The sequence below is a fragment of the Pseudomonas sp. LW8 genome (assembly GCF_041956865.1).
Lineage (GTDB): Bacteria > Pseudomonadota > Gammaproteobacteria > Pseudomonadales > Pseudomonadaceae > Aquipseudomonas > Aquipseudomonas siliginis.
The window spans coordinates 682,501-705,176 of the sequence record NZ_CP168138.1 but is presented as its reverse complement, the minus strand read 5'-3'; the positions used below and the strand labels follow the sequence as shown (position 1 = coordinate 705,176).

At 60.1% G+C, this 22,676-nt stretch carries 15 protein-coding genes and 2 rRNA genes (1 of these 17 running past the window's edge); 4 read left to right on the top strand and 13 right to left on the bottom strand.

Annotated elements, in window-relative coordinates; translation table 11 throughout:
• Positions 1-102 precede the first annotated feature (102 nt).
• Both AB9L16_RS03205 and AB9L16_RS03200 read right to left on the bottom strand, forming a co-directional pair.
• Entirely contained in the window at positions 103-1,014 is a 912-nt protein-coding gene (locus tag AB9L16_RS03205; protein ID WP_252887289.1) for a LysR family transcriptional regulator, read from the bottom strand.
• Between the two features lie 108 nt (positions 1,015-1,122).
• Positions 1,123-1,713 carry an NAD(P)H-dependent oxidoreductase gene (locus AB9L16_RS03200; protein ID WP_315435343.1) on the bottom strand — a complete coding sequence of 197 codons (591 nt, stop codon included), beginning with the start codon at positions 1,711-1,713 and terminating at the stop codon, positions 1,123-1,125.
• Between the two features lie 181 nt (positions 1,714-1,894).
• Here AB9L16_RS03200 and AB9L16_RS03195 point away from each other — a divergent pair, with 181 nt between their 5' ends.
• A complete protein-coding gene (locus AB9L16_RS03195) occupies positions 1,895-2,209 on the top strand; it encodes a putative quinol monooxygenase (RefSeq protein ID WP_130927351.1) in 315 nt (104 codons plus the stop codon).
• On the opposite strand, the gene AB9L16_RS03190 is transcribed toward AB9L16_RS03195, so the two are convergent.
• Positions 2,199-2,963, bottom strand: a complete 765-nt coding sequence (locus AB9L16_RS03190) for a sulfite exporter TauE/SafE family protein (protein ID WP_375123101.1) — start codon at positions 2,961-2,963, stop codon at positions 2,199-2,201. The genes AB9L16_RS03195 and AB9L16_RS03190 overlap by 11 nt on opposite strands.
• A gap of 216 nt (positions 2,964-3,179) precedes the next feature.
• On the opposite strand from AB9L16_RS03190, the gene AB9L16_RS03185 reads away from it, so the two are divergent.
• Positions 3,180-4,118 (top strand): LysR substrate-binding domain-containing protein, encoded by a 939-nt coding sequence (locus AB9L16_RS03185; protein ID WP_375123100.1) that lies wholly within the window; start codon positions 3,180-3,182, stop codon positions 4,116-4,118.
• A gap of 41 nt (positions 4,119-4,159) precedes the next feature.
• Positions 4,160-4,510, top strand: a complete 351-nt coding sequence (locus AB9L16_RS03180; RefSeq protein ID WP_016770579.1) for a cupin domain-containing protein — start codon at positions 4,160-4,162, stop codon at positions 4,508-4,510.
• Between the two features lie 200 nt (positions 4,511-4,710).
• Here the strand turns inward: AB9L16_RS03180 and mmsB are convergent, their stop codons facing one another.
• Together mmsB and AB9L16_RS03170 are read right to left on the bottom strand one after the other, a co-directional pair.
• The gene (mmsB, locus tag AB9L16_RS03175; RefSeq protein WP_016770578.1) at positions 4,711-5,598 is read right to left on the bottom strand and encodes a 3-hydroxyisobutyrate dehydrogenase; all 888 of its coding nucleotides are present in this window, start codon (positions 5,596-5,598) and stop codon (positions 4,711-4,713) included.
• Between the two features lie 10 nt (positions 5,599-5,608).
• Positions 5,609-7,135, bottom strand: a complete 1,527-nt coding sequence (locus AB9L16_RS03170) for a CoA-acylating methylmalonate-semialdehyde dehydrogenase (protein WP_375123099.1) — start codon at positions 7,133-7,135, stop codon at positions 5,609-5,611.
• Between the two features lie 149 nt (positions 7,136-7,284).
• Here AB9L16_RS03170 and AB9L16_RS03165 point away from each other — a divergent pair, with 149 nt between their 5' ends.
• Entirely contained in the window at positions 7,285-8,232 is a 948-nt protein-coding gene (locus AB9L16_RS03165) for a LysR family transcriptional regulator (RefSeq protein ID WP_016771799.1), read from the top strand.
• Here AB9L16_RS03165 and AB9L16_RS03160 read toward each other — a convergent pair.
• From AB9L16_RS03160 to AB9L16_RS03125, 8 genes are all read right to left on the bottom strand, one after another.
• Positions 8,229-8,729, bottom strand: a complete 501-nt coding sequence (locus AB9L16_RS03160; protein WP_191622424.1) for an OmpA family protein — start codon at positions 8,727-8,729, stop codon at positions 8,229-8,231. The genes AB9L16_RS03165 and AB9L16_RS03160 overlap by 4 nt on opposite strands.
• Complete coding sequence (locus AB9L16_RS03155; RefSeq protein WP_375123098.1) at positions 8,729-9,997, bottom strand: diguanylate cyclase domain-containing protein; 1,269 nt, start codon at positions 9,995-9,997, stop codon at positions 8,729-8,731. The genes AB9L16_RS03160 and AB9L16_RS03155 overlap by 1 nt, the downstream gene beginning before the upstream one ends.
• Positions 9,994-10,563 (bottom strand): YfiR family protein, encoded by a 570-nt coding sequence (locus AB9L16_RS03150; RefSeq protein ID WP_041477864.1) that lies wholly within the window; start codon positions 10,561-10,563, stop codon positions 9,994-9,996. The genes AB9L16_RS03155 and AB9L16_RS03150 overlap by 4 nt, the downstream gene beginning before the upstream one ends.
• Before the next feature lie 119 nt (positions 10,564-10,682).
• Positions 10,683-12,791 carry an exodeoxyribonuclease V subunit alpha gene (recD, locus tag AB9L16_RS03145; RefSeq protein WP_375123097.1) on the bottom strand — a complete coding sequence of 703 codons (2,109 nt, stop codon included), beginning with the start codon at positions 12,789-12,791 and terminating at the stop codon, positions 10,683-10,685.
• Positions 12,788-16,474: an exodeoxyribonuclease V subunit beta gene (gene recB / locus AB9L16_RS03140; protein WP_375123096.1), complete on the bottom strand. Its 3,687-nt coding sequence runs from the start codon at positions 16,472-16,474 to the stop codon at positions 12,788-12,790. The genes recD and recB overlap by 4 nt, the downstream gene beginning before the upstream one ends.
• Positions 16,471-19,923, bottom strand: coding sequence for an exodeoxyribonuclease V subunit gamma (gene recC / locus AB9L16_RS03135; RefSeq protein WP_375123095.1), 3,453 nt, complete (start codon positions 19,921-19,923; stop codon positions 16,471-16,473). Before recC ends, recB begins: the two co-directional genes overlap by 4 nt.
• A 153-nt stretch (positions 19,924-20,076) precedes the next feature.
• Positions 20,077-20,192 (bottom strand): 5S ribosomal RNA (gene rrf / locus AB9L16_RS03130).
• Positions 20,193-20,346: 154 nt separating this feature from the next.
• Positions 20,347-22,676 (bottom strand): 23S ribosomal RNA (locus AB9L16_RS03125) (it continues 564 nt past the right edge of the window).

The window sequence follows — 22,676 nt, the reverse complement described above, 5'->3', positions numbered from 1 at the left end:
GAGAAACTCCCTGCGTGAATAAGTGATGCAGCGAGTATCGGCCGATGAAACCCGGCGAAAAACCCGCCCTCGGCCAATTCACTCTTGCGCAGGGATCACGAATCAGCCCTTGAATTCGGCGCTGGCATAGGCGGCGAGTTTGCCCTGGATAAAGTCGAGGAAACACTGAATGCGCAACGCCAGTTGCGAGTTGCGGTAGTACACGGCGTTGATCGGCTGGCGATAGCCACTGTTGAATTCACCGAGCAGGACTTTCAGGCGTCCGGCGCGGATGTCGTCGATGGTCATGAAGTGCGACAGACAGGCAATGCCCTGCCCTTCCAGTGCCAAATGGCGCACGGTCTCACCACTGGAGGCGCTGATTGCCGGGGTGATCGGCCAACGGTCGCCATGCACATAGCGCAGCGGCCACTGGTTGAGGCCTTCGTTCTGGGTAAAGCCGAGCAACGTGTGTTCGCTCAAATCCGCCACTTGTCGTGGCGCACCGTGCTTTTTCAAATAGGCGGGGCTGGCAACAATCATCAACGGACTGCAACCGAGCGAACGCGCGTGCAGCGTCGAATCGGCGAGGGTGCCGATGCGGATGGCGACGTCGGTGCTTTGTTCCAGCAGGTCAATGATCAGGTCATTGCTGTTGAGTTCGAGCAGGATGTCCGGGTACAGCTGCCGGAATTCGTCGATGTAGGGAACGATGGCGTGGAGCATGAACGGCGAGGCAGCGTTGATGCGCAGGCGCCCGGATGGGGTCTGCTGGCGCGAGGACAGGCGTTCTTCGAGTTGATCCATCTGGTCGAGAATCAACTTGGCCTGTTCGAAGAAATACTTGCCCTCCTCGGTCAGGTCCATGCGTCGCGTGGTGCGGTTGATCAGCGTGGTGTCGAGCTTGGCTTCGAGCTTCGACAGCGTGCGACTGACGGCCGACGGCGTCTGGCCGACCTGCTCGGCGGCGGCGGAAATCGAACCGCACTCGATCACGCAGACGAAAATCTGCAACTCATCGGATCTGGCTTTCACGGGTGTCCTCTTTGGAATCGCCAAGATCGCAACCAATCGCCATGCCCTCTGCAGGAGCTGCCGAAGGCTGCGATCTTTTGCTGTGACCCCGATATTAGCCTGAAAGCCTCAAGCCTTGAGGCCAAACACCTCAGTCAGATGCTGCTCATAACGCGCCACATCGTTTTCGATATTCGGACGCTTCATTACGTCGACGCAGAGGAAGGTCGGCAGCGCGGTCATGCCCAGAAACTCGTTGGCCTTGTGGAACGGGAAGTACACCGCGTCCACGCCTTTGGCTTCGAAGAAATCAGTCGGGTCATCGAAGGCTTGCTGCGGCGCGTTCCAGGTCAGCGACAGCATGTATTGCTTGCCCTGAATCAGACCGCCACTGCCGTACTTCTGCGAAGCATCGGAACGGGTGCGGCCGTCGCTGGCGTAGAGGCTGCCGTGACCTTCGGTGAAGACTTCGTCGAGGTACTTTTTCACCGTCCACGGCGCGCCCATCCACCAGCCCGGCATCTGATAAATGATCACGTCGGCCCAGAGGAATTTCGCCACTTCTTCGGCAACGTCATAGCCCTCGTCGATAAACGTGGTCTTGACGTCGACACCGCCGCGATCGAGCACGCTCAGCGCGGTTTCGTGCAAGGTGGCGTTGTAGCGGCCATCGGAATGGGCGAATTTTTTACCGCCATTGAGCAACAGCACTTTCTTCATCGGAAAACCTCGGCGCAGCCTTTGAGGCTGGATTGAATCAAGAATTGGAATGGCCGCAGATTAACCATCGATCTCGCGCGGAAACAGCCACATCGACGCAAAATACATTTGATCAAAACGCACGAATCGATCGCCAATTGTTGCCGTAGCATCGCCGCTTTCTGCTTTTGAGGAAGTTGTGATGAGTGAACGCCAGGGTTTTATCCTGCACGCCAAGACCCGCCCGGAAAAAGCCGCCGAATTCGAAGCGCTGTTCCGCGCTTACGTCGAGCCGAGCCGCGCCGAACCGGGCTGCATCGAGTACCACATGCTGCGCGACCAGCAGGATCCGACACTGTTTATCTTCTACGAGATCTGGGCCAGCCAGGCGCATCTGGATGAGCACTCGGCATTGCCGCACATGAAAGCGTTTTTCGCCAGGCGCATGGACTATCTGGAGCGCGATTTCGATATCCGCGCGATCGACATGCTCAGCGAATCGTCGGCTAGCCGCTGATCAGCAAATGGGCGCCGAGCGCGCCCAGTCCGATAAAGAACACCCGCTTGAACAGCACCGCACTGATGCGCTGACGCAGCCACTGACCGAGCCACATGCCAAGCATGGCCGGGATCAGCGCCAGCAGCGAGGCGCTCAATTCGCTACCGCCGAGTGCGCCGTGCCAGAGCAGCCCAGCGGCCAGCGCCAGGGTCGAGACGGTGAAGGACAGGCCGAGCGCCTGCACCAGCTCATCGCGGCTCAGCCCCAGCGCTTGCAGGTACGGCACCGCCGGAATCACGAAGACGCCGGTGGCGGAGGTGATGACGCCGGTGATCAGGCCACTCAGCGGGCCGAGCCACGATTCATGCGCGGATTTGACGTGTAGCGTGGGCAAGAACAATCCGCTCAATGCATACAGCAACAGCGCCGCGCCAAGTCCGCGCACCACCCAATGGCCGCCGGCCATGCCGAGCCAGAGGGTGCCGATGCCGGTGCCGAGGAAGATCAGCAGCAGCATGGGCCAGAGGCGTTTGATCAAGCTTTTCAGGTGACCACCGAAGGCCAGTTGCCAGAAATTGGTGAGGGTCGCCGGAATGATCAACAGCGCGGCTGCCTGCGCCGGCGCCATAGCCAGACCGAGCAGGCCCATCGCGACAGTGGGCAGGCCGAGGCCGATCACGCCTTTGACCGTGCCGGCGAGGAGGAAGGTGGCGATGACCAGTAGAGAAAGGGTCAGGCCGAGGGTTTGGTAGAAGTCGGTCAGTGTGTGCATTGGGGTAATGTGCACTGATCCGGGCTGGGGGAAAATCTGCCATATACTTAGGCAGCCTCTTCCTTTGCAAGAGGCTGACATCGGCTTTGAGGCATCTGACCTCTTCGCGAGCAGGCTCGCTCCCACACGGGATCTGCGCTGTACATAAGTCCCTGTGGGAGCGAGCCTGCTCGCGAAAGGGCCAGCCCAGCCACCGCGAAACCACAGGCAAACCCCATGCACTTCGACCTCACCGACCTGCGCCTCTACCTGCACATTCTCGACACTGGCAACATCACCGCCGGCGCCGCCCGCAGCCACTTGTCCCTAGCCGCCGCCAGCGCCCGAATCCGCGCGATGGAAGCCTCGCTGGGCGCCGAATTCCTCGAACGTGGTCGGCGTGGCGTCACCCCGACCCCGGCCGGTAAAGCCCTCGCCCGCCATGCGCGCATTCTTTTGCAACAGGCCGAACGCATGCAGCAGGATCTGGCCGATTATGCGCATGGCGTCAAAGGCCAGGTGCGGCTGTTATGCAACACCACGGCGATTACCGAGTACCTTCCGGAAGTGCTCGCGGATTTCCTGCGCAGCCATCCCAATCTCGACATCGATCTACAGGAACTGCCCAGTGCGCGAATTACTCATGCCTTGCGTGAAGGCGCAGCGGATCTGGGGATTGTGTCCGACGCGGTCGACACCAACGGCCTGCAGACCCAGGCGTTTCGTGATGATCCGCTGGTGCTGATTCTGCCGCTTGATCACCCGTTGTCTGACGTTGCCGAGGTCAGTTTCAGCGACGCGTTGCAGCACGATTTTGTCGGATTGAGCGCCGACAGCGCATTGGCGATTTATCTGGAAGAACAGGCGCTGCACAGCGGCGCGCGGATGCAGGTGCGCATTCGCGCCGATGGTTTTGATGGCGCGATGCGTATGGTCGCCCGAGGGGCGGGACTGGCCATCGTGCCCTTGGCCGCTGTCGAACGCGCGACGGTCGAACGCTTCAAATGTGTGGCGCTCAATGAACCGTGGGCGCGCCGCACGTTATTGCTCTGCGCGAGAGACTTCGCCGCGCTGCCGGGTTATGCCCAGGCATTGTTACAAGCGCTCAGCGCTGCGCGCGTTTCTGAGCACTCCGATGTCGACCCCAGACAACTGAGCGGCGACCGGCCGCTATAGGGTGCGACTTCAATTCTCAAGTCCACCTGCCCGGAGTCCCCATGACCGCGACCGCCCCTATCACCGTTCTGCGCGACACCCACCCGCTGCCAGTGCTCGACGCCTGCAAATGGGAAAAACTCGAAGGCGACCCGCACACCGTCAACCTCAATGCCTACACCAGCGAAGACGGCAGCAAGATCATGGGCACCTGGATCTGCACACCGGGCAAGTGGCGCGTCGATTATGTGAAGTGGGAGTACTGCCATTTCCAGGAAGGCTACTGCGTGATCACCCCGGACGGCATGGCGCCGATCCACCTGCGCGCCGGCGATATCTTCGTCGTTGAGCCGGGCATGAAGGGCACGTGGGAAGTGGTCGAGACCGTGCGCAAGTATTTCGTCTTCGCCTGATGCAAAAAAGCCGGGAAATCACCCGACGTGATTTCCCGGCAAATGTCCCGGCGTTGCTAAAACCTGTGGCGAGGGGATTCATCCCCGCTCGACTGCGCAGCAGTCGCAAACCCTGAGCACTCGGTTTACCTGACACAATCCAGGTGGCTGCTGCGCAACCCAACGGGGATAAATCCCCTCGCCACAAAGGGCTGATCGCGTTACTGCGGCTTGCGATAGCTGTTGATGATCGCCGAGAAGTCTTTCCCACCGTCACCGCGCTGGCTCATCGCCTGATACAACTGCTGCGCCACCGCGCCGAGCACCACCGGTTGATGCGCCTGCCGCGCCGCTTCCGTCGCCAGCCCAAGATCCTTGAGCATCAGCTCCGCGCCGAAACCACCGGTATAACCGCGCGAGGCCGGCGCCGTTTCGACGATGCCCGGCCACGGGTTGTACATCTCCGAACTCCAGCAACGGCCGGTCGAGCTGTTGATGATTCCGGCCAGCACACCGGTGTCGATCCCCAGCGCATCGCCCAACGCCATCGCTTCACTGACGCCGACCATCGAGATTGCCAGCAGCAGGTTGTTGCAGATCTTGGCGATCTGGCCGGTGCCGACTTCACCGCAATGCACAATGTTGCGGCCCATCTGCGCCAGCACCGGTTGCAGGGTGGCGAACAGTTCTGGGGTAGCGCCAACCATAAAGGTCAAGGTCCCGGCCGTCGCACCGCCAGTGCCGCCAGAGACCGGCGCATCGGCCATGGCCACGCCGTGTTTGGCGGCGGCCGCTGCGACATCGCGGGCGGTCTGCGGATCGATGGTGCTGCAATCCACCGCCGGCACGCCTTGGCGAATGCCAGCGAGCACGCCCTCTTCACCCAGCCAGACACTGCGCACATGCACCGCGGCCGGGAGCATGGTGATCACCAGTTCGGCATCTTCCGCCGCCTCGCGGGCCGAAGCGCGGATGGTGCCGCCCAGTTGCTCGAGTTCCGCCAGCACGGTTTTGTTCAGGTCGACCAGGTTCAGGGAGTGGCCGGCCTTGATCAGGTTGCGCGCCATCGGCGCGCCCATGTTGCCCAGCCCGATAAATGCGATTTTCATGATCGAATCCTCAGCGCAGGTTGATGGTGGTGTTCACGCCGTCGTTGACGCTGTCATCATCGAACCAGCGCGCCGTGACCGTTTTGGTCTGCGTGTAGAACTGCACCACTTGCTTGCCGTACGGGCCGAGGTCGCCGAGTTTCGAACCGCGCGAGCCGGTGAAGCTGAAGAACGGTACCGGTACCGGAATCGGGATGTTGATACCGACCTGACCGACGTCGATTTCCGTCTGGAATTTACGCGCCGCCGCACCGCTCTGGGTGAACAGGCCAGTGCCGTTGCCGAAAGGATTGGCGTTGACCAGCGCAATCGCCTGGTCGAGGGTGTCGACTTCCAGCACCACCAGCACCGGGCCGAAGATTTCCTGGGTGTATATCTGCATGTCGGTGGTCACACCGGAGAACAGGGTCGGGCCGACAAAGTTGCCCTGCTCGTAGCCCGGCACACTGATGTCGCGACCATCGAGTTCAAGCTTGGCGCCTTCCTTGATGCCGCTTTCGATCAGTTCGAGAATCCGCGCCTTGGCCTTTTTCGAAATCACCGGACCGACATCGGTGCCCGGCTCGCTGCCGGCGTTGACCTTGAGCTTCTGCGCCAGCGCTTTCAGGTCTGACAGCCACTGTTTTGCGGCACCGACCAGCACCACCACCGACGTGGCCATGCAACGTTGCCCGGCCGCACCGAAACCGGCGCCGACCAAGGCATTCAGCGCTTGCTCGCGATTGGCGTCCGGCAGTACCACAGCGTGGTTTTTCGCGCCCATCATCGACTGCACGCGTTTGCCGTGTTTACCGGCCAGGTCATAAACGTGGGTGCCGACAGCGGTCGAACCGACGAACGACACGGCTTTGATGTCTTTGTGCGTGCACAGACCATCGACCACATCCTTGCCGCCGTGAACCACGTTGAGCACGCCAGCAGGGACGCCCGCTTCGATCGCCAGCTCCACCAGCAACATGGTCGACAGCGGATCCTGTTCCGAAGGCTTCAGGACAAAGGTGTTGCCGCAGGCGATCGCCATCGGGAACATCCACAGCGGAATCATCGCCGGGAAGTTGAACGGCGTGATGCCGGCGCAGACGCCGATCGGCTGGCGCAGAGTGTAAGTGTCGACGCCGCCGGCGACGTTCTCGGCGAATTCACCCATTTGCAGGGTGCCGATCGAGCACGCGTGTTCGACCACTTCCAGGCCACGGAAAATATCGCCTTCGGCGTCAGCAATGGTCTTGCCCTGCTCGGCGCTCAGGACGACGGCGATGCGTTTGGAGTGCTCGCGGATCAGCGCTTGCAACTTGAGCATGATGCGCATCCGCGCGCCGATCGGGGTCAGTTTCCAGGTCTGGAACGCGCGCTGGGCGGCGCTGACAGCGGCATCGACCTCAGCGGCGGTGGCGAACGGAACCTTGGCCAGCACTTGCTGGGTGGCCGGGTTGACGATGTCGTGCCACTCGGTGGTCTGCGACTCGACCCACTCGCCGTCGATCAGCAGTTTGACCTTTTGCAGCGTGGTGTCGTTGGGCGTAAGCGATGCGTTCATGCTGGTCTCCAGAACTTGTTTTTATCGTAGGAGCCAAGGCGAAAGGTTCGCCTTGAGATGAGGCGTGTGTCGCGAATTGGTTGTCGGACTGTTTTTGGAGTATAGATGTGCAAACTTCTAATAAGAACGCACATATAAGCCCGACCATCATGCAAAAAAACATCACCTCGCTAGGCTCGCTGAACTGGGACGACCTGAAGTTTTTCCTCGAAGTCGCCCGCACCCGCAAGGCCAGCACCGCCGCCAAACGCCTGGCCGTCGACTACACCACGGTGTCGCGACGGATCAGTTCGCTGGAAGCGGCGCTCGGCACATTACTGTTCGAGAAATCCCGCACCAGCGGCTTCGTCCTGACCACTGAAGGCCAGCGCTTGCTCGGTTATGCCGAGTCGATCGAAAGCACATTGCACATGGCTTGCGAGCAGGTTTCGGGCTCGGGCGTGGCCCTGTCCGGCCATGTGCGCATGGGCTGCACCGAAGGCTTCGGCAGTTTTTTCATCACCCCGCAACTGAGCCATTTCGTCGACGCCTACCCGGCAATCTCGGTGGACATCCTGCCGCTGCCGCACTTCATCAGCCTGTCCAAGCGCGAGGCCGACATCGTCATCGCCCTCGAGCGGCCGGAGCACGGGCCGTACGTCTGCTGCAAACTCTGCGACTACCGTTTGCAGCTGTACGCAACCCAGGACTATCTGGACAAACACCCACCGATCCGCCGCCCGGCCGATTTGAGCAAGCATCAATTCATCAGTTATGTGGACGACCTGGCGTTCAGCTCGGAGCTGCTCTACCTGGCCAACGTGCTGCCCGGCGCCAGCGCAAACTTGCGCAGCACCAGCGTGATCGCGCAATACGTCGCCGCACAGCAGGGGCGCTCGCTGGCGATCCTGCCGTGCTTTCTCGCCGCACAAGACCCGCGATTGCTGCCGGTGCTGCCGGAGGAAATCGACATCACCCGGCAGTTCTGGATGTACTGCCGGGAGGATTTGCGCAAGTTGAAGCGGATTACGTTGTTGTGGGATTACATCCGTGAGGTGACTGAACGTAATCAGGCGTTGTTGATGGGTGAAACGCGGGAGATGCGCTTTGCCGATTAGTCGGCGCTGACCACGATCGACACCCGGCGATTTTCCGTGCGCCCCGCTGCGGTGTCGTTGGAAGCCACCGGTTCGCTGCTGCCCAGGCCTTGCAGCTGGATGTTTTCCTGCTTCATGCCGACCGTGCCGAGGACGTTGGCGACGCTCTTGGCCCGGCGCAGCGACAGTTGCTGATTGTAGGTTTCCTTGCCGGACGCATCGGTGTGGCCATCTACCCGAACGCGCTCGATCCCCACGCCGAGCAACGCCTTGCCGATGCGTTCGACGATTTCCGTGCTGGCTGCGTTCAGGCTTTCGACATCGCTGCCAAAAAGCACTTTGCCCGACAAGCCGAACTCCCAGCCGTCGTCGGTCAACTCGAAACCCTGCTGTTTGAGCACGGCGACCTGCGCCGGTGTCAGGCCTTTCTGCGGGGCGGTCTGGCAACCGCTCAGGGTCAGCGCGGCGATCATCAGCAATGCGGAAAAAAGTCGAACGGGAAGAGTGAACACGGACATCAGCTCCTGGTGTGAACGGAATCGACCGGGCGCTCCGACCCGGCGGTGAATTGCGCGCCACGCGACAGGCGCTTGGCCTGGTACATTGCCGCGTCGGCTGCGTTGAGCAAGGCACCCGGCGTGGCGCCATGATCGGGGTAAACGGCGATGCCGATACTCAGCGAGGTCACCACACTGCTGTCGCCGGGCAGGGTGATCGGCATGTCCATGCTGGCGAGAATCTTGTCAGCGATGTGCTCAGCGTCTTCGACCGTGTGCAGTGGCGCAAGCAGCACGGCGAACTCGTCGCCGCCCAGCCGCGCGACCAGATCATCCTCGCGCAATTGCGCTCGCACGCGATTGGCGATGGCCACCAGCACGGCGTCGCCCGAGGCGTGGCCGAAGTTATCGTTGATACCTTTGAAGCGGTCGCTGTCGAGAAACAGCACGGCGACCCGCTCATCGTGTTTTTTGCCGTTGCGCAAGGCGCGCATCAAGCGGCCTTCGAAAAACGCGCGGTTGGGCAAACCGGTGAGGCTGTCGTGGGTCGCTTGGTGAGCGAGAGTTTCGTTTTCGTTTTGCAGATGGGTTTGCCACGACTCGAGTTCGCCGAGCAAGGCATTGAAGTCATTGCCCAGATTATCCAGTTCAGCGATTTGCGCCGGCGGCACGCGCCGATCCAGCGCTCGCTCACTGCGCGCGGCGTGGGCGACGGCGGCGAGGCTGTGCAACGGGCCGATGATCGCGCGCAACTGCCGCCGCGCCAGATAGAGCGCGACCCAGGCGCTGATCGCGGTGCAGAGCACAATCCCGGCCAGGCCGCTGAGCAGGAAGCGCATCAGGCTGCCGCCGTGACCGATGAGCAGGACGCGACCGATTTCGCGGTCCTGATGCTCGATCGGCAGGCTGACCGGTTTTTCCAGAAGAGCGCGGGTGATCTGCATTTCCAGCTCGGAGAACAAGCCGGTTTCGGCGCGCTGCCATTGCGCGATCAATTGGCCTTGCGCGTCGAGCACTCGGGCATCCGCTACTTCCTCGGTGGCGGCGATGATCGCCAGCGCCTCGGTTGCCGCCGCTTTGTCATTGAACACGACGGCCGCTTCGACGGTGTAGCTGATAGAACGGGCGATCAAATGCAGGTTGTGATCGGCATACACCCGCAGCGCGAGCACGCCCAGCAAGGTCAGCGAAACACTGGCCATCGCTACCGCCACCAGCGCGACAATCAAATGCCCACGGCCAATGACCGAGCCCAGGGTCGGGCGAGCCTTCCAACTGAACAGCTTCATGGCGCCGCCGCTTTGCGACGGGACAACTGCAACACGCTGGGGTGAATGCGCACACCACTGCGAGCCACGGAGTCGAGATTGACCTCGAACGACACTTGTTCATCGCCGACGCGCAGGCAGAACAGACTGCCGACGGTGCATTGATCGTCGGCTTCACTGATGCTCAGCACTGGATGCCCGATCAACGATGCGAACAGGCGACTGCGTTCGTCGGCGGTCAGCTTGCCGATGTACACCGCATCGCATTCGCTGACGATGGCCGGGTTGTCTGCCAGCAGGCGCCGCACAGCCACCGGTCGCCCCGTGGCTTGGGTGGTGCCTTTGACCAGGTCATCGGTGTATTCGGTGGGGCCGACGATGCACAGACGCAATTGCGCTGGTTCCACCGGCCAGCGTGCATAACTGAGGATGCCAAGAACCACTTGTGTGACCGCTTTGGCCCGTTGCTCGGCCGGCCCGGTTTGCGCTTGGGCGATGGCGCTGCCCGTGAACAACCAGAGCAAAACGATCAGCAATGCGTGCTGGCAGGCCACCACACGCTGTGTCGCCCAGACGGCCACCTTCATGGAGTGATTCTCTTGGAGCGTAACGAAATGATGCCGCAACGATAGCACAGCGCCGAAACGCCAGCGAGGCGCCTGCCTCTGACCGGTTGGTCAGTAATCGTTGCTGATCATCCAGCGGTTCATCCCCGAAGCTCGGCACCCTCCTCCAGCTCCAGCATCAGCCCGCTCAGCCGCTTGACCTTGCGCAGCACCGCCTCTTCAAACACGCCGGCACGCGGCTCGATCAAGGTGAACCAGTGCCGGGCGCGAGTGATTCCGGTGTAGATCAACTCCTTGGTCAGTACCGGATTCAGCGCATCCGGCAGGATCAGCGCCGTGTGGGCGAACTCCGAACCCTGGGACTTGTGCACCGTCATGGCGTACACGGTTTCGACATCATTGAGTCGACTCGGCAACACGAAGCGCACGCCGCCCTGACCATCGTTACGCGGAAAGGCCACGCGCAGAACCGTTTTGCCGATTTCTGCGCCTTCACGCTCGGGCAGTTTCAGGGCGATACCGATGTCGCCGTTCATCAGGCCCAGACCATAGTCGTTGCGTGTCATCAGCACCGGCCGACCTTCATACCACTGCTGATCGCTCTCGATCAGACGCGCCTTGAGCAATGCAGTGGTAATGCGCTGGTTCAGACCTTCAACGCCCCATGGCCCTTTGCGCACCGCGCACAGCAACTGGAACGTGTCGAACGCCTGCAAGACTTCGCGCGCCCAATCGATCCAGTCCGCATGCTCAAGTGGCCGCGTTGACGGTGGACGCTGATCGCGCAATACGCTCAGGTAATGGCGGTAACCTTGCGGGCCGTTGCCGTGACCTTCGAGCAACAGGCGTTCGAGCTTGTGATCGTGTTCGCCTTTGAGCGGCAGCGAATACACGTCGTCGTAGCCGCCAGCGGCGAGCAACTGTCGCGCCTCATCGGCCAATTGCTGATTGACCCGGCGCGCGAGCTGACCGATACCGCTGCCCTCGCCGAAGCGGCGCGAGTGACGCAGCATCACCACTTGTTGCGCCAACGGATGGGTGCCGTCGCAGTCTTCATGCAAACCGCTACCCTGCAACGACTCGCCACTGACAGACTCCAGCCATTGTCGCGTTTGCGGGCTGTACCAACCGCCCTCGGCGTCACGGCACAGATCGCCCAGCACCGCGCCCGCCTCGACCGAGGCCAACTGATCCTTGTCGCCCAGCAGCACCAGCCGAGCATGGGCCGGCATGGCGTCGAGGAGGTTGGCCATCATTTCCAGGTCGATCATCGACGCTTCATCGACCACCAGCACATCCAGCGGCAGGCGGTTGCCGGCATGGTGACGGAAATGCCGGGTGCCCGGTCGACTGCCGAGCAGACGGTGCACGGTGGTCACATCGCTGGGGATCGCCGCGCGCACCGCTTCGGCGACCTGCAGTGATTGCACTTGCTGACTGATCGACTCGGTCAGACGCGCAGCGGCCTTGCCGGTCGGTGCCGCCAGACGAATGCGCAGCGGATGGCCAGCCTCGACGGCCGGTGCCTGCAGCAACGCGAGCAAGCGCACCACCGTGGTGGTTTTCCCGGTGCCCGGGCCGCCAGTGATGATGCTGAAGGCGCTGCGCGTAGCGATGGCGCAGGCGAGTTTTTGCCAATCGATGACAGCTGCGGATTCCGCGCCGCCGAACAATTCGTTCAGACGCTGCGGCAGATCATCCGGCGTCGGCTCCTGCTGCATCAAGCGTTGGCGCAACGCTGCATCGATGCGGCGTTCGTAGGTCCAGTAGCGGCGCAGGTACAGGCGTTTCGAGGACAGCACCAGCGGACGTGTCTGCGCTGTTTCACTCGGGTCAGCGACCAGGGCCACCAATGGACTGCTTGCCAGCACTTTGCACCAATGGGCTCCATCGAGCGTTTCGAGCAGTTGCGAGGGCAGCAGCAACACACCGCCCTGCACGTCGCCTTCGGGCGGCAATGACAGTGCAAAATCCGGCGCCTTGAGGGTTTCAAACAGGTCCAGACACACATGACCATGGCCGAGTTGGTGACTGGTCAACGCCGCCGCGAGCAACACCAGCGGATCGGTCTCGGGCTCGAGTTCATGCAGGAACGCGACAAAGGCGCGGTCCAGCGCGCGCAGCCAGCCGCGCTCGACCCAACGGCTCAGCAACAACAGCAAATCATCGGCGCGGGTCAGCGGCGAGAGTTTCGACAGGCTGTCCGCTTCCAGCGGCGTCGGCAGCAGATCGGCGAATGTGCGGCTCATAGCAGGACTCCCTGTTCCCAGGCGGGTTCGGACTTGGGTTCGGGTTTGCCCTGGAACATCCGGTCGAGGCGTTCGATCAATTCCCGTGGCGGACGCACGAAGTACATGCCACGACTTTCCGCACGCGTACCGCGCAGAAACAGATACAGCGCCCCGCCGATGTGACGGTCGTAATCGTAATCCGCCAGCCGCGCCTTCAACTGGCGATGCAGTGCCAGCAGATACAGCACGTATTGCAGGTCATAACGGTTGTCGAGGATCGACTGCTCCATCGCCTGCACCGTGTAGGCCTGATCATCCACGCCGAGCCAATTGGATTTGTAATCGGCGACGTAATAGCGGCCAGCGTGCTCGAAGGTCAGGTCGATAAAGCCCTTGAACATGCCGTTGAGTTGTACCGGCTCCGCCGACACCCGGGCGACGCCATTGTGGGTGTGCTGGCGCACCTGTTCGTCGAGCTTGAGCACGTCGACTTTGTGGCTGGCAAACCAGAACTCCATCTCGACGCGGTATTGCTTCAACTGCTCAAGAACCACCGGCGGTTGCCCGCCAGCGATCGGCAACGGTGACTTGAGCAAATGCTGCAGCCAGTCAGTCAGCGTGGTGATCCAGCCTTGCCAGCCGCGCAGGTTGCAACGCCGGGCAATTGCATCTTCCAGCGCTTCGCGGGTAACCGAAAAACCTTCAGCGCCCGCCCATTCGAGCAAGCCATGCAAAAACGTGCCGGGATTCGGTCCGCGAGGAAAACGGTGGATATCGGCGCCACCGCTGCTGATTTCATGTGGCGCGTCGGGATCGAGGCGCTCGTCGTCGAAGAGCTTTTGCGCCTGCGGACTGTCCGGTGCTTCATCGCTGCCGACGCTCAATATGTCGCTGATGCGCAAAGCGCTATAGGAAGCGATCCACCAGTTTTCACTGGCTTTGCGCTTGGGCCGTAGCGTCGCTCGTAGCACTGCTTCATTGCGCGGCGGTTGGTAATGCTCGTCAGTGGGCTGAGGCATTTCGCCGATGCCGATGGCCGGGCAGTCTTGCTGCAGATCCCGCAGCCAGCGATTCAGTTCGCTGGACTCGCCCAAAGCGGCACCGCCACCGAGCAAATAACCCAACGCCGACAGGTGCAGCACCGAGCTGTTGTTATTGCCGCGCTTGAGATCAGTGACGCCCAGCCAACAGGCATGCTGCGCGCGGGTTAACGCGACATACAGAAGACGCAGATCTTCGGCCAGACGCTCATCGTCAGCCAGCGCGATCAACTCGGGGGTCGGCTTGAGGCTGATCTGCGCCTTGCCCGCAACGTCGTGGTAATGCAGCGGCAAACGGCTGCCATCCACCGGTTTCGCCGAGCAAATGAATGGCAGGAACACCAGCGGATATTCCAGCCCCTTGGATTTGTGGATGGTCACCACTTTAACCAGTTGCTCGTCGCTTTCCAGACGCAGAATCTGCTCTTCACCGGCCTGACCGGACAGTGCCAGCAGCTCGGCCAGATGGCGGATCAACGCTTGCTCGCCGTCCAGTTCAGCAGCGGCTTGCTGCATCAGCTCCGACAGGTGCAAAAGGTTGGTCAGCACGCGCTCGCCGTCACTGCGCTGCATCAGGGTTTGCGGCAGGTGGAAGTCGTGAAGCAGGCGTCGCAACATCGGCAACACGCCCTGTTTACGCCAGAGCTCTCTATAGCCGCGGAACTGCATGACCCGGGCTTCCCAGACCATTTCATCCTGGTTCAGGCGCTCCAGTTCGATCAGCGGCAGGTTCAATGTGGTACAAGCCAGCGCAGCCTTGAGCGAGCGTTCGACATCGGGTTCGGCGCAAGCCTTCAGCCATGCCAGCAGATCGTGCGCCTCTTGGGCGGCAAACACCGAATCCTTGTCCGAGAGATAAACACTGCGCACACCTCTGGCGGCGAGTTCGGCGCGTACGGCTTGGGCTTCCTTACCGTCGCGGACGAGGATCGCGATGTCCGAAGGGCGTAAACCTTTGAAGTCGTCTGCTTGAAAGAAACCAGCGCTGCCGGTTTGCCCGCCATTGAGCAGTGCGGTGATTTGACTGGCGCAGGCGGCGGCCATTTGCTGGCGATAAACCGCGCCGGACAGCGGCTGATCGCTAGGCAGTAGCCAGACATTGAGTGCCGCGACGTCTTGCCCGGCAATCCGCAGCGTTTCCTTGCGTCCCTGAGACTCGACCGGGAGGAACGGTACCGGGTTCTCGCCATTTCTTTCGCGAAACAAAAACGCGCCTCGTCCCTGCTCTCGGGACTCGGCGCGTTCGAACACGTGATTGACCGCTGTCACCATGCCGTGGCTGGAGCGGAAGTTGGTGCCTAGTGTATGCAAACGGCCGGTAGTGGCCTGACGTGCGCGCAGATAGGTGTAGATGTCGGCACCACGAAAGGCATAGATCGCCTGCTTGGGGTCGCCGATCAGGAACAGGCCGGTGTCAGGGTGATTGTCTTCAATGCGGTAAATGCTCTCGAAGATGCGGTACTGAACCGGGTCGGTGTCCTGGAATTCGTCGATCAGCGCGACCGGGAACTGCTCGCGGATCAGCGTTGCCAGACGCTCGCCGCCCTCCGATTGCAGCGCGGCATCCAGACGCAGCAACATGTCGTCGAACCCCATTTCTGCGCGACGGCGCTTCTCTTCTTCAAAACGCGCGCCGACCCACTTGGCAGCGTGTTGCAGAACAGCAGCATCGGGCGTCGGCAAGGTATCCAGGCTCGACTTGAGTCCGGACATGGCGTCCAGCCCCGGATGACTGGGAGCCTGGCCTTTCCAGGCCTCGGCCATGCCATCGGGCGTCAATCGGGTGAAGCCGGTGCCAATGTCCAGTTGCTCAAGCGACTCGTCTTCCGCCCAGGTCTTGAGTTTCTCGAACCAGGGCTCGAAATAACGCGCCTGCATTTTGCGGCCATCGACGGTTTTGCTGGCGACGCCTTCATGGCAGAGAGCAAGCAGCTCGTCTGCCCAGTCACGCCAAGGCGCTTTCAGTTCGACCAACGCCGCCCGCCGCTCCAGTAAACACTCGGCGATCAGCTCCGCAGGCGCCTTGCCTTCATCGGTGTCACGCTCGCTGGCAAACAAGCCACGTACCCGAGGCAACAGCGCTGCGGGGCCACCCCAATTGCTGCGCACCCAGTTCAGCGCATCGCCCTGCATCGGGTAGCAGAACAGTCGCCAGTAATCGCGCAACACTTCGCCAAGCAGATCGCTGTGATCGGTTTCCAGGGATTGCGTGAAGAGGCTGCCGCTGTCGAACGCATGCTCGCGCAGCATGCGCTGACACCAGCTGTGAATGGTCGAGACGGCGGCTTCGTCCATCCACTGCGCGGCAATATCGAGGCGGTTGGCGCAGCCCGGCCATTGCTGCGGATCGAACTGATCGCGCAGCTCGGCAATCAATCCGTCCGGGGCAGTAATTTCATCGCGGAAGAACCGCGCGGCCTCAGCCAAGCGTGTCCGAATGCGTTCACGCAACTCTTTGGTAGCAGCGTCGGTAAACGTCACTACGAGGATTTGCGGCGGCAGCAGCTCGCGTGCAAAACCGCTTGTCTCGCCGCCATGGCCGAGAATCAACCGCAGATAAAGTGCCGAAATCGTGAAGGTTTTGCCGGTGCCTGCGCTTGCTTCGATCAACTGACTGCCGCGCAGCGGGAAGGCCAGAGCCAACGGTGCTTTGGTACTCATGCGCGCGCACCTTCGCTGGACGAGGAACGCCACGGCGCTTCGAATAATGGGCGGTACAAGGCGTCGCACCAGCCGGTGAAGGTTTCGTCTGCCAACAATGCATCGAAGTCGGGATATTGCCGGAGCAGTGCCGGGCTTTCGCGCCGCTCGCCGTTGCTGGTCTGGCCGTCACCGTCATAGGCTTTTCGCGCAGCGGCTTCGGCTTTGACCGGGTCAGTTTGAGACAACCAGGCGAACGCGGTTTTTATCGCAATCGGCAAGGGCTGGCGCATGCCTGATTGCCACGCAAGAAGCAGGTCACCGAGCAAACGCAACGCTCGGTCTCGCTCCATTGGCTCAAGCAACAACGTGTCGTCACTGGCGACCAATGCCGTGGTCAGAGCATGCTCGCTGGCGCAGGCGACCAGATGGGTAACCCACGATTTGGTCAGCCGATGCCACTTGCGAGTTTTGATCGAGCCGATGCTATTGGGAATGGTCGTGACCGACAGCAGGCCGCCATCGGCGCGTTGATGCAGGTTTGCGAGCCAGCCCTCCAGCCGCAAACCCTGCAGGTCGAGACTGACCGGGATCGCACTGGTCAACGGCGTCGGCCATAACGTCAGCAACTGTTGATAACGTTGCAGAAGATCCGGCAGCGGTTCGATCAGTTCACGCTGTAGGCATTCGCCAAAACCGGCCATAGGCAGCAGACCACTGTTTTGCAGGCGCAGCGCCCGGGCTTGCAGCGCCTGATCGATATTGTCCGGCTGGCTGAGTGCGGCTTCCAGCAAACTGTCGCTCAGCGTGTAGCGCTGTAGGGCGTCCAGCACGAAAGGTTCTTCATCTGCCAACGGCGCTTGCGCCGCCTCGAAATAGACCTTGAGACGTTGTGTGAAAAAATGCCGAACCGGATTACGCAGAAAGTCCTGTAGAAATGCCAGCGTCAACGGTTCCTCTTGAACATATGGCGCGAGTAACGGTGCTTCGCTTTGCTGCGGTTTCTCTTGATGTAACACCTGCCACTCGCTGGCGTAGCTGAACAGTTGCTCGCCTTCGTGGAAATAGCGGGCACTGAAAGGCTGCAGGGGGTGTTCTTCGGTCAGCGTTTCCAATAGATCCTGGCTTGGGTCGATTGAACGCCAGCCGCTGGCGAGGTGATCGCGCAACTGGCCGATGAGCACCGAGGCAGGTCGTTCGCTGTTGTCACGGATGCTGCGACCGACCCAACTGATATAGAGCTGAGAGCGTGCGGACAACAGCGCTTCGAGTAACAGGTAGCGATCGTCTTCACGTCGTGAGCGATCCCCAGGTCGGTAATCGCTGCCCATCAGATCGAAGTCCAGCGGTGGCTGGGCGCGCGGATAATCGCCGTCGTTCATGCCCAGCAGACATACCAGTTTGAAAGGAATGGCACGCATCGGCATCAAGGTGCAGAAATTCACCGCACCGGCGAGGAATCGTTGCGACAATCGGCCCTGATCCAGCCCGGCGAGCCAGGCTTCGCGCACGACAGTCAGCGGCAATTCGTCAGTCAGGCCGACCGCCTCGCAGGTTTCCAGCCAGGTCTCGCGAAGCTCTTCGAGCTGGGTCAGCAGGTAGTCGTCGTGCTCGTTGCTCGCCTGAAAGAACACTTGCATCAGCGCCTGCAAGCGCAGCCCCCACTCTTTCGGTTGAGCCGGTTGCGTGAGTTGCTGATGAGCGATTTCCAAGGCATCCAGCAGCGCCACCAATGGCCCGATCAGGGCAGCATCAAGTCCACCAATTTCGTCGTAAGGCTCGATACCTGCACATGCATCGGCACTGCCGACGGCGTAGCCCAGCAGCATTCGGCGTAGACCGAAATGCCAGCTGTTCTGCTCCAGTTCCTCAGGCAATCCGAGACCGGCCCGTTGTTCGGCACTCATGCCCCAACGCACGCCGGCGCCCTCGATCCAGCGGTGTAGGGTTGGCAGGTCACGTTCCTCTACGCCAAAGCGAGCACGCAGAGCTGGAACATCGAGCAGGTCGAGAATCTCGCTGACCGGGAAACGGCTGTCCGGCAGCTTGAGCAGGTGCTCGACGGCGATTAGTAATGGATCACGTCCTCGCTGGCCCTGGTCCGCCAAAGTGAACGGAATGAAGCGCGGGTCAAATCGATCGAGCTGACCGAAAACCGCGCGGATATGCGGTGCGTAGCTGTCGATATCAGGGACCATCACGATCACGTCCCGTGGGCGTAGAGCCGGGTCGGCGCTGAAACGCGCCAGGAGTTGATCGTGCAGGATTTCGACTTCACGCTGGGCACTGTGGGCGATGTGAAACCGGATCGATTGGTCCTGCGTCAGGTCGACAGCGGGCCAGAGCGCACGAGTCTCGTTGAGGGGGCGCAATTCGAGGATGTCGTCCTGAAGCTGGTTAAGCATGTTGTGCGGCTGGGCTTCGCTGAACAGGTCGATGCGGCCGTCACGAAAGGCTGCGCGGTAGCTGTTGGGATCGTCGTAGCTGTCGAGCAGGTTGATATAGTCGCGACCTTGTTTGCCCCAAGCGGCCAGCAACGGATGTGCGTGCTGATGCAGGGTCTCGGCATCAAGTACAACTGGCATCCCGCTTTTGCGTTGTTGCCGCTTGTATTGATGTCGCAGCAGGTCCTTGTCGGCGACGATATCGGCCCAGTGATGGCGACAGGGATTGTGTACGCAAAGCAATACCTGGCTAAAACGTGCCAGACCGGCGAGCGCTTCAAGAACTTGTGCGGGCAATGAAGAAATGCCAAAGACGATCACGCGCGGCGGCAGCGGAGCCGGGGCCTTGTCGAGTATGTTGATGCATTCCATGAAGCGTTGATGCACGCCGGCACGACTCTGCGCCATGCCTTGTTCGCCGACGTCATCCAGCAGCGCTCGCCACAACTCTGCCTGCCAGCAACTGGTCGCTGGCAGCGGCTTTATTTCACCTCTGACATTGCGCAGTTGATGACGCCCCTCAGCCCAATCTTCCAGCCAGTCAGCCCGGTAGACCTGATATTGGTCGAACAGATCGGCTAGACGCTCTGACAACTGATAGCGCTTGCGCAGATCGCTGTCGTGAGTGAGGAAGCGTTGCAGCGGCTCGAAATGGGGGCGATCGATTACCTGTGGCAAGAGGCGCATCAGACGCCAGGTCAGCGGAGCTTTATCGAGCAGGGATTTCGCCGGAATTTCTTCTCGTCCCAATACCATGCGATACAGCTGCCACATGAAACTGCCGGGTAGTTGAACGTCAATCGCCGCAGCGATCCCGCAACCGCCAAGGTCGTCGTCTTCAGGATCTTCGGCCAATGCCAGTTTGAGCCATTGGGCGATGCCGTTGCTTTGCACCAAAGCGATTTCGTTTTCCAGGGGTGCCAGTGGGTAGCGCCGCATGATGCTGACCACAAGACTGCGCAACTCATCGAGACTGTTGCTCTGAACCACCATGAATGCAGCGTTGAGGGACTGGGCGTCCGACATATGGATTCCTTGGAAAATCGCTAAAGCCGAGGCAGAACCTTAGCATTGTCGGCCGGCTGTGACAGCCGGACGAGGTCTGCGAAGGCTGTAAGAACTTTCTCGCAGGCAAAACAAAACCCCAACTGCTTTCGCAATTGGGGTTTCGGAATTTAATCTTGACGATGACCTACTCTCACATGGGGAAACCCCACACTACCATCGGCGATGCATCGTTTCACTGCTGAGTTCGGGATGGGATCAGGTGGTTCCAACGCTCTATGGTCGTCAAGAAATTCGGGTACTGACTCGGGACCAGACGGCCTCGCTTCAGCAAATTGGGTATGTGACAGCTAGGTGTTTGTGAATTTCGAACTTTCGGTTCGTTTCGTCTTCACACACCGCAATCTGGTGCCTTTTCAGGTCAGCAAATTGCTTGGGTGTTATATGGTCAAGCCTCACGGGCAATTAGTATTGGTTAGCTCAACGCCTCACAGCGCTTACACACCCAACCTATCAACGTCGTAGTCTTCGACGGCCCTTCAGGGAACTCAAGGTTCCAGTGAGATCTCATCTTGAGGCAAGTTTCCCGCTTAGATGCTTTCAGCGGTTATCTTTCCCGAACATAGCTACCCGGCAATGCCACTGGCGTGACAACCGGAACACCAGAGGTTCGTCCACTCCGGTCCTCTCGTACTAGGAGCAGCCCCTCTCAAATCTCAAACGTCCACGGCAGATAGGGACCGAACTGTCTCACGACGTTCTAAACCCAGCTCGCGTACCACTTTAAATGGCGAACAGCCATACCCTTGGGACCGGCTTCAGCCCCAGGATGTGATGAGCCGACATCGAGGTGCCAAACACCGCCGTCGATATGAACTCTTGGGCGGTATCAGCCTGTTATCCCCGGAGTACCTTTTATCCGTTGAGCGATGGCCCTTCCATACAGAACCACCGGATCACTAAGACCTACTTTCGTACCTGCTCGACGTGTCTGTCTCGCAGTCAAGCGCGCTTTTGCCTTTATACTCTACGACCGATTTCCGACCGGTCTGAGCGCACCTTCGTACTCCTCCGTTACTCTTTAGGAGGAGACCGCCCCAGTCAAACTACCCACCATACACTGTCCTCGATCCGGATAACGGACCTGAGTTAGAACCTCAAAGTTGCCAGGGTGGTATTTCAAGGATGGCTCCACGCGAACTGGCGTCCACGCTTCAAAGCCTCCCACCTATCCTACACAAGCAAATTCAAAGTCCAGTGCAAAGCTATAGTAAAGGTTCACGGGGTCTTTCCGTCTAGCCGCGGATACACTGCATCTTCACAGCGATTTCAATTTCACTGAGTCTCGGGTGGAGACAGCGCCGCCATCGTTACGCCATTCGTGCAGGTCGGAACTTACCCGACAAGGAATTTCGCTACCTTAGGACCGTTATAGTTACGGCCGCCGTTTACCGGGGCTTCGATCAAGAGCTTCGCGTTAGCTAACCCCATCAATTAACCTTCCGGCACCGGGCAGGCGTCACACCCTATACGTCCACTTTCGTGTTTGCAGAGTGCTGTGTTTTTAATAAACAGTCGCAGCGGCCTGGTATCTTCGACCGGCATGAGCTTACGGAGCAAGTCCTTCACCCTCACCGGCGCACCTTCTCCCGAAGTTACGGTGCCATTTTGCCTAGTTCCTTCACCCGAGTTCTCTCAAGCGCCTTGGTATTCTCTACCCAACCACCTGTGTCGGTTTGGGGTACGGTTCCTGGTTACCTGAAGCTTAGAAGCTTTTCTTGGAAGCATGGCATCAACCACTTCGTGTTCTAAAAGAACACTCGTCATCAGCTCTCGGCCTTAAGATCCCGGATTTACCTAAGATCTCAGCCTACCACCTTAAACTTGGACAACCAACGCCAAGCTGGCCTAGCCTTCTCCGTCCCTCCATCGCAATAACCAGAAGTACAGGAATATTAACCTGTTTTCCATCGACTACGCTTTTCAGCCTCGCCTTAGGGACCGACTAACCCTGCGTCGATTAACGTTGCGCAGGAAACCTTGGTCTTTCGGCGTGGGTGTTTTTCACACCCATTGTCGTTACTCATGTCAGCATTCGCACTTCTGATACCTCCAGCAAGCTTCTCAACTCACCTTCACAGGCTTACAGAACGCTCCTCTACCGCATCATCCGAAGATGATACCCGTAGCTTCGGTGTATGGTTTGAGCCCCGTTACATCTTCCGCGCAGGCCGACTCGACTAGTGAGCTATTACGCTTTCTTTAAAGGGTGGCTGCTTCTAAGCCAACCTCCTAGCTGTCTAAGCCTTCCCACATCGTTTCCCACTTAACCATAACTTTGGGACCTTAGCTGACGGTCTGGGTTGTTTCCCTTTTCACGACGGACGTTAGCACCCGCCGTGTGTCTCCCATGCTCGGCACTTGTAGGTATTCGGAGTTTGCATCGGTTTGGTAAGTCGGGATGACCCCCTAGCCGAAACAGTGCTCTACCCCCTACAGTGATACATGAGGCGCTACCTAAATAGCTTTCGAGGAGAACCAGCTATCTCCGAGCTTGATTAGCCTTTCACTCCGATCCACAGGTCATCCGCTAACTTTTCAACGGTAGTCGGTTCGGTCCTCCAGTCAGTGTTACCTAACCTTCAACCTGCCCATGGATAGATCGCCCGGTTTCGGGTCTATTCCCAGCGACTAGACGCCCTATTAAGACTCGCTTTCGCTACGCCTCCCCTATTCGGTTAAGCTCGCCACTGAAAATAAGTCGCTGACCCATT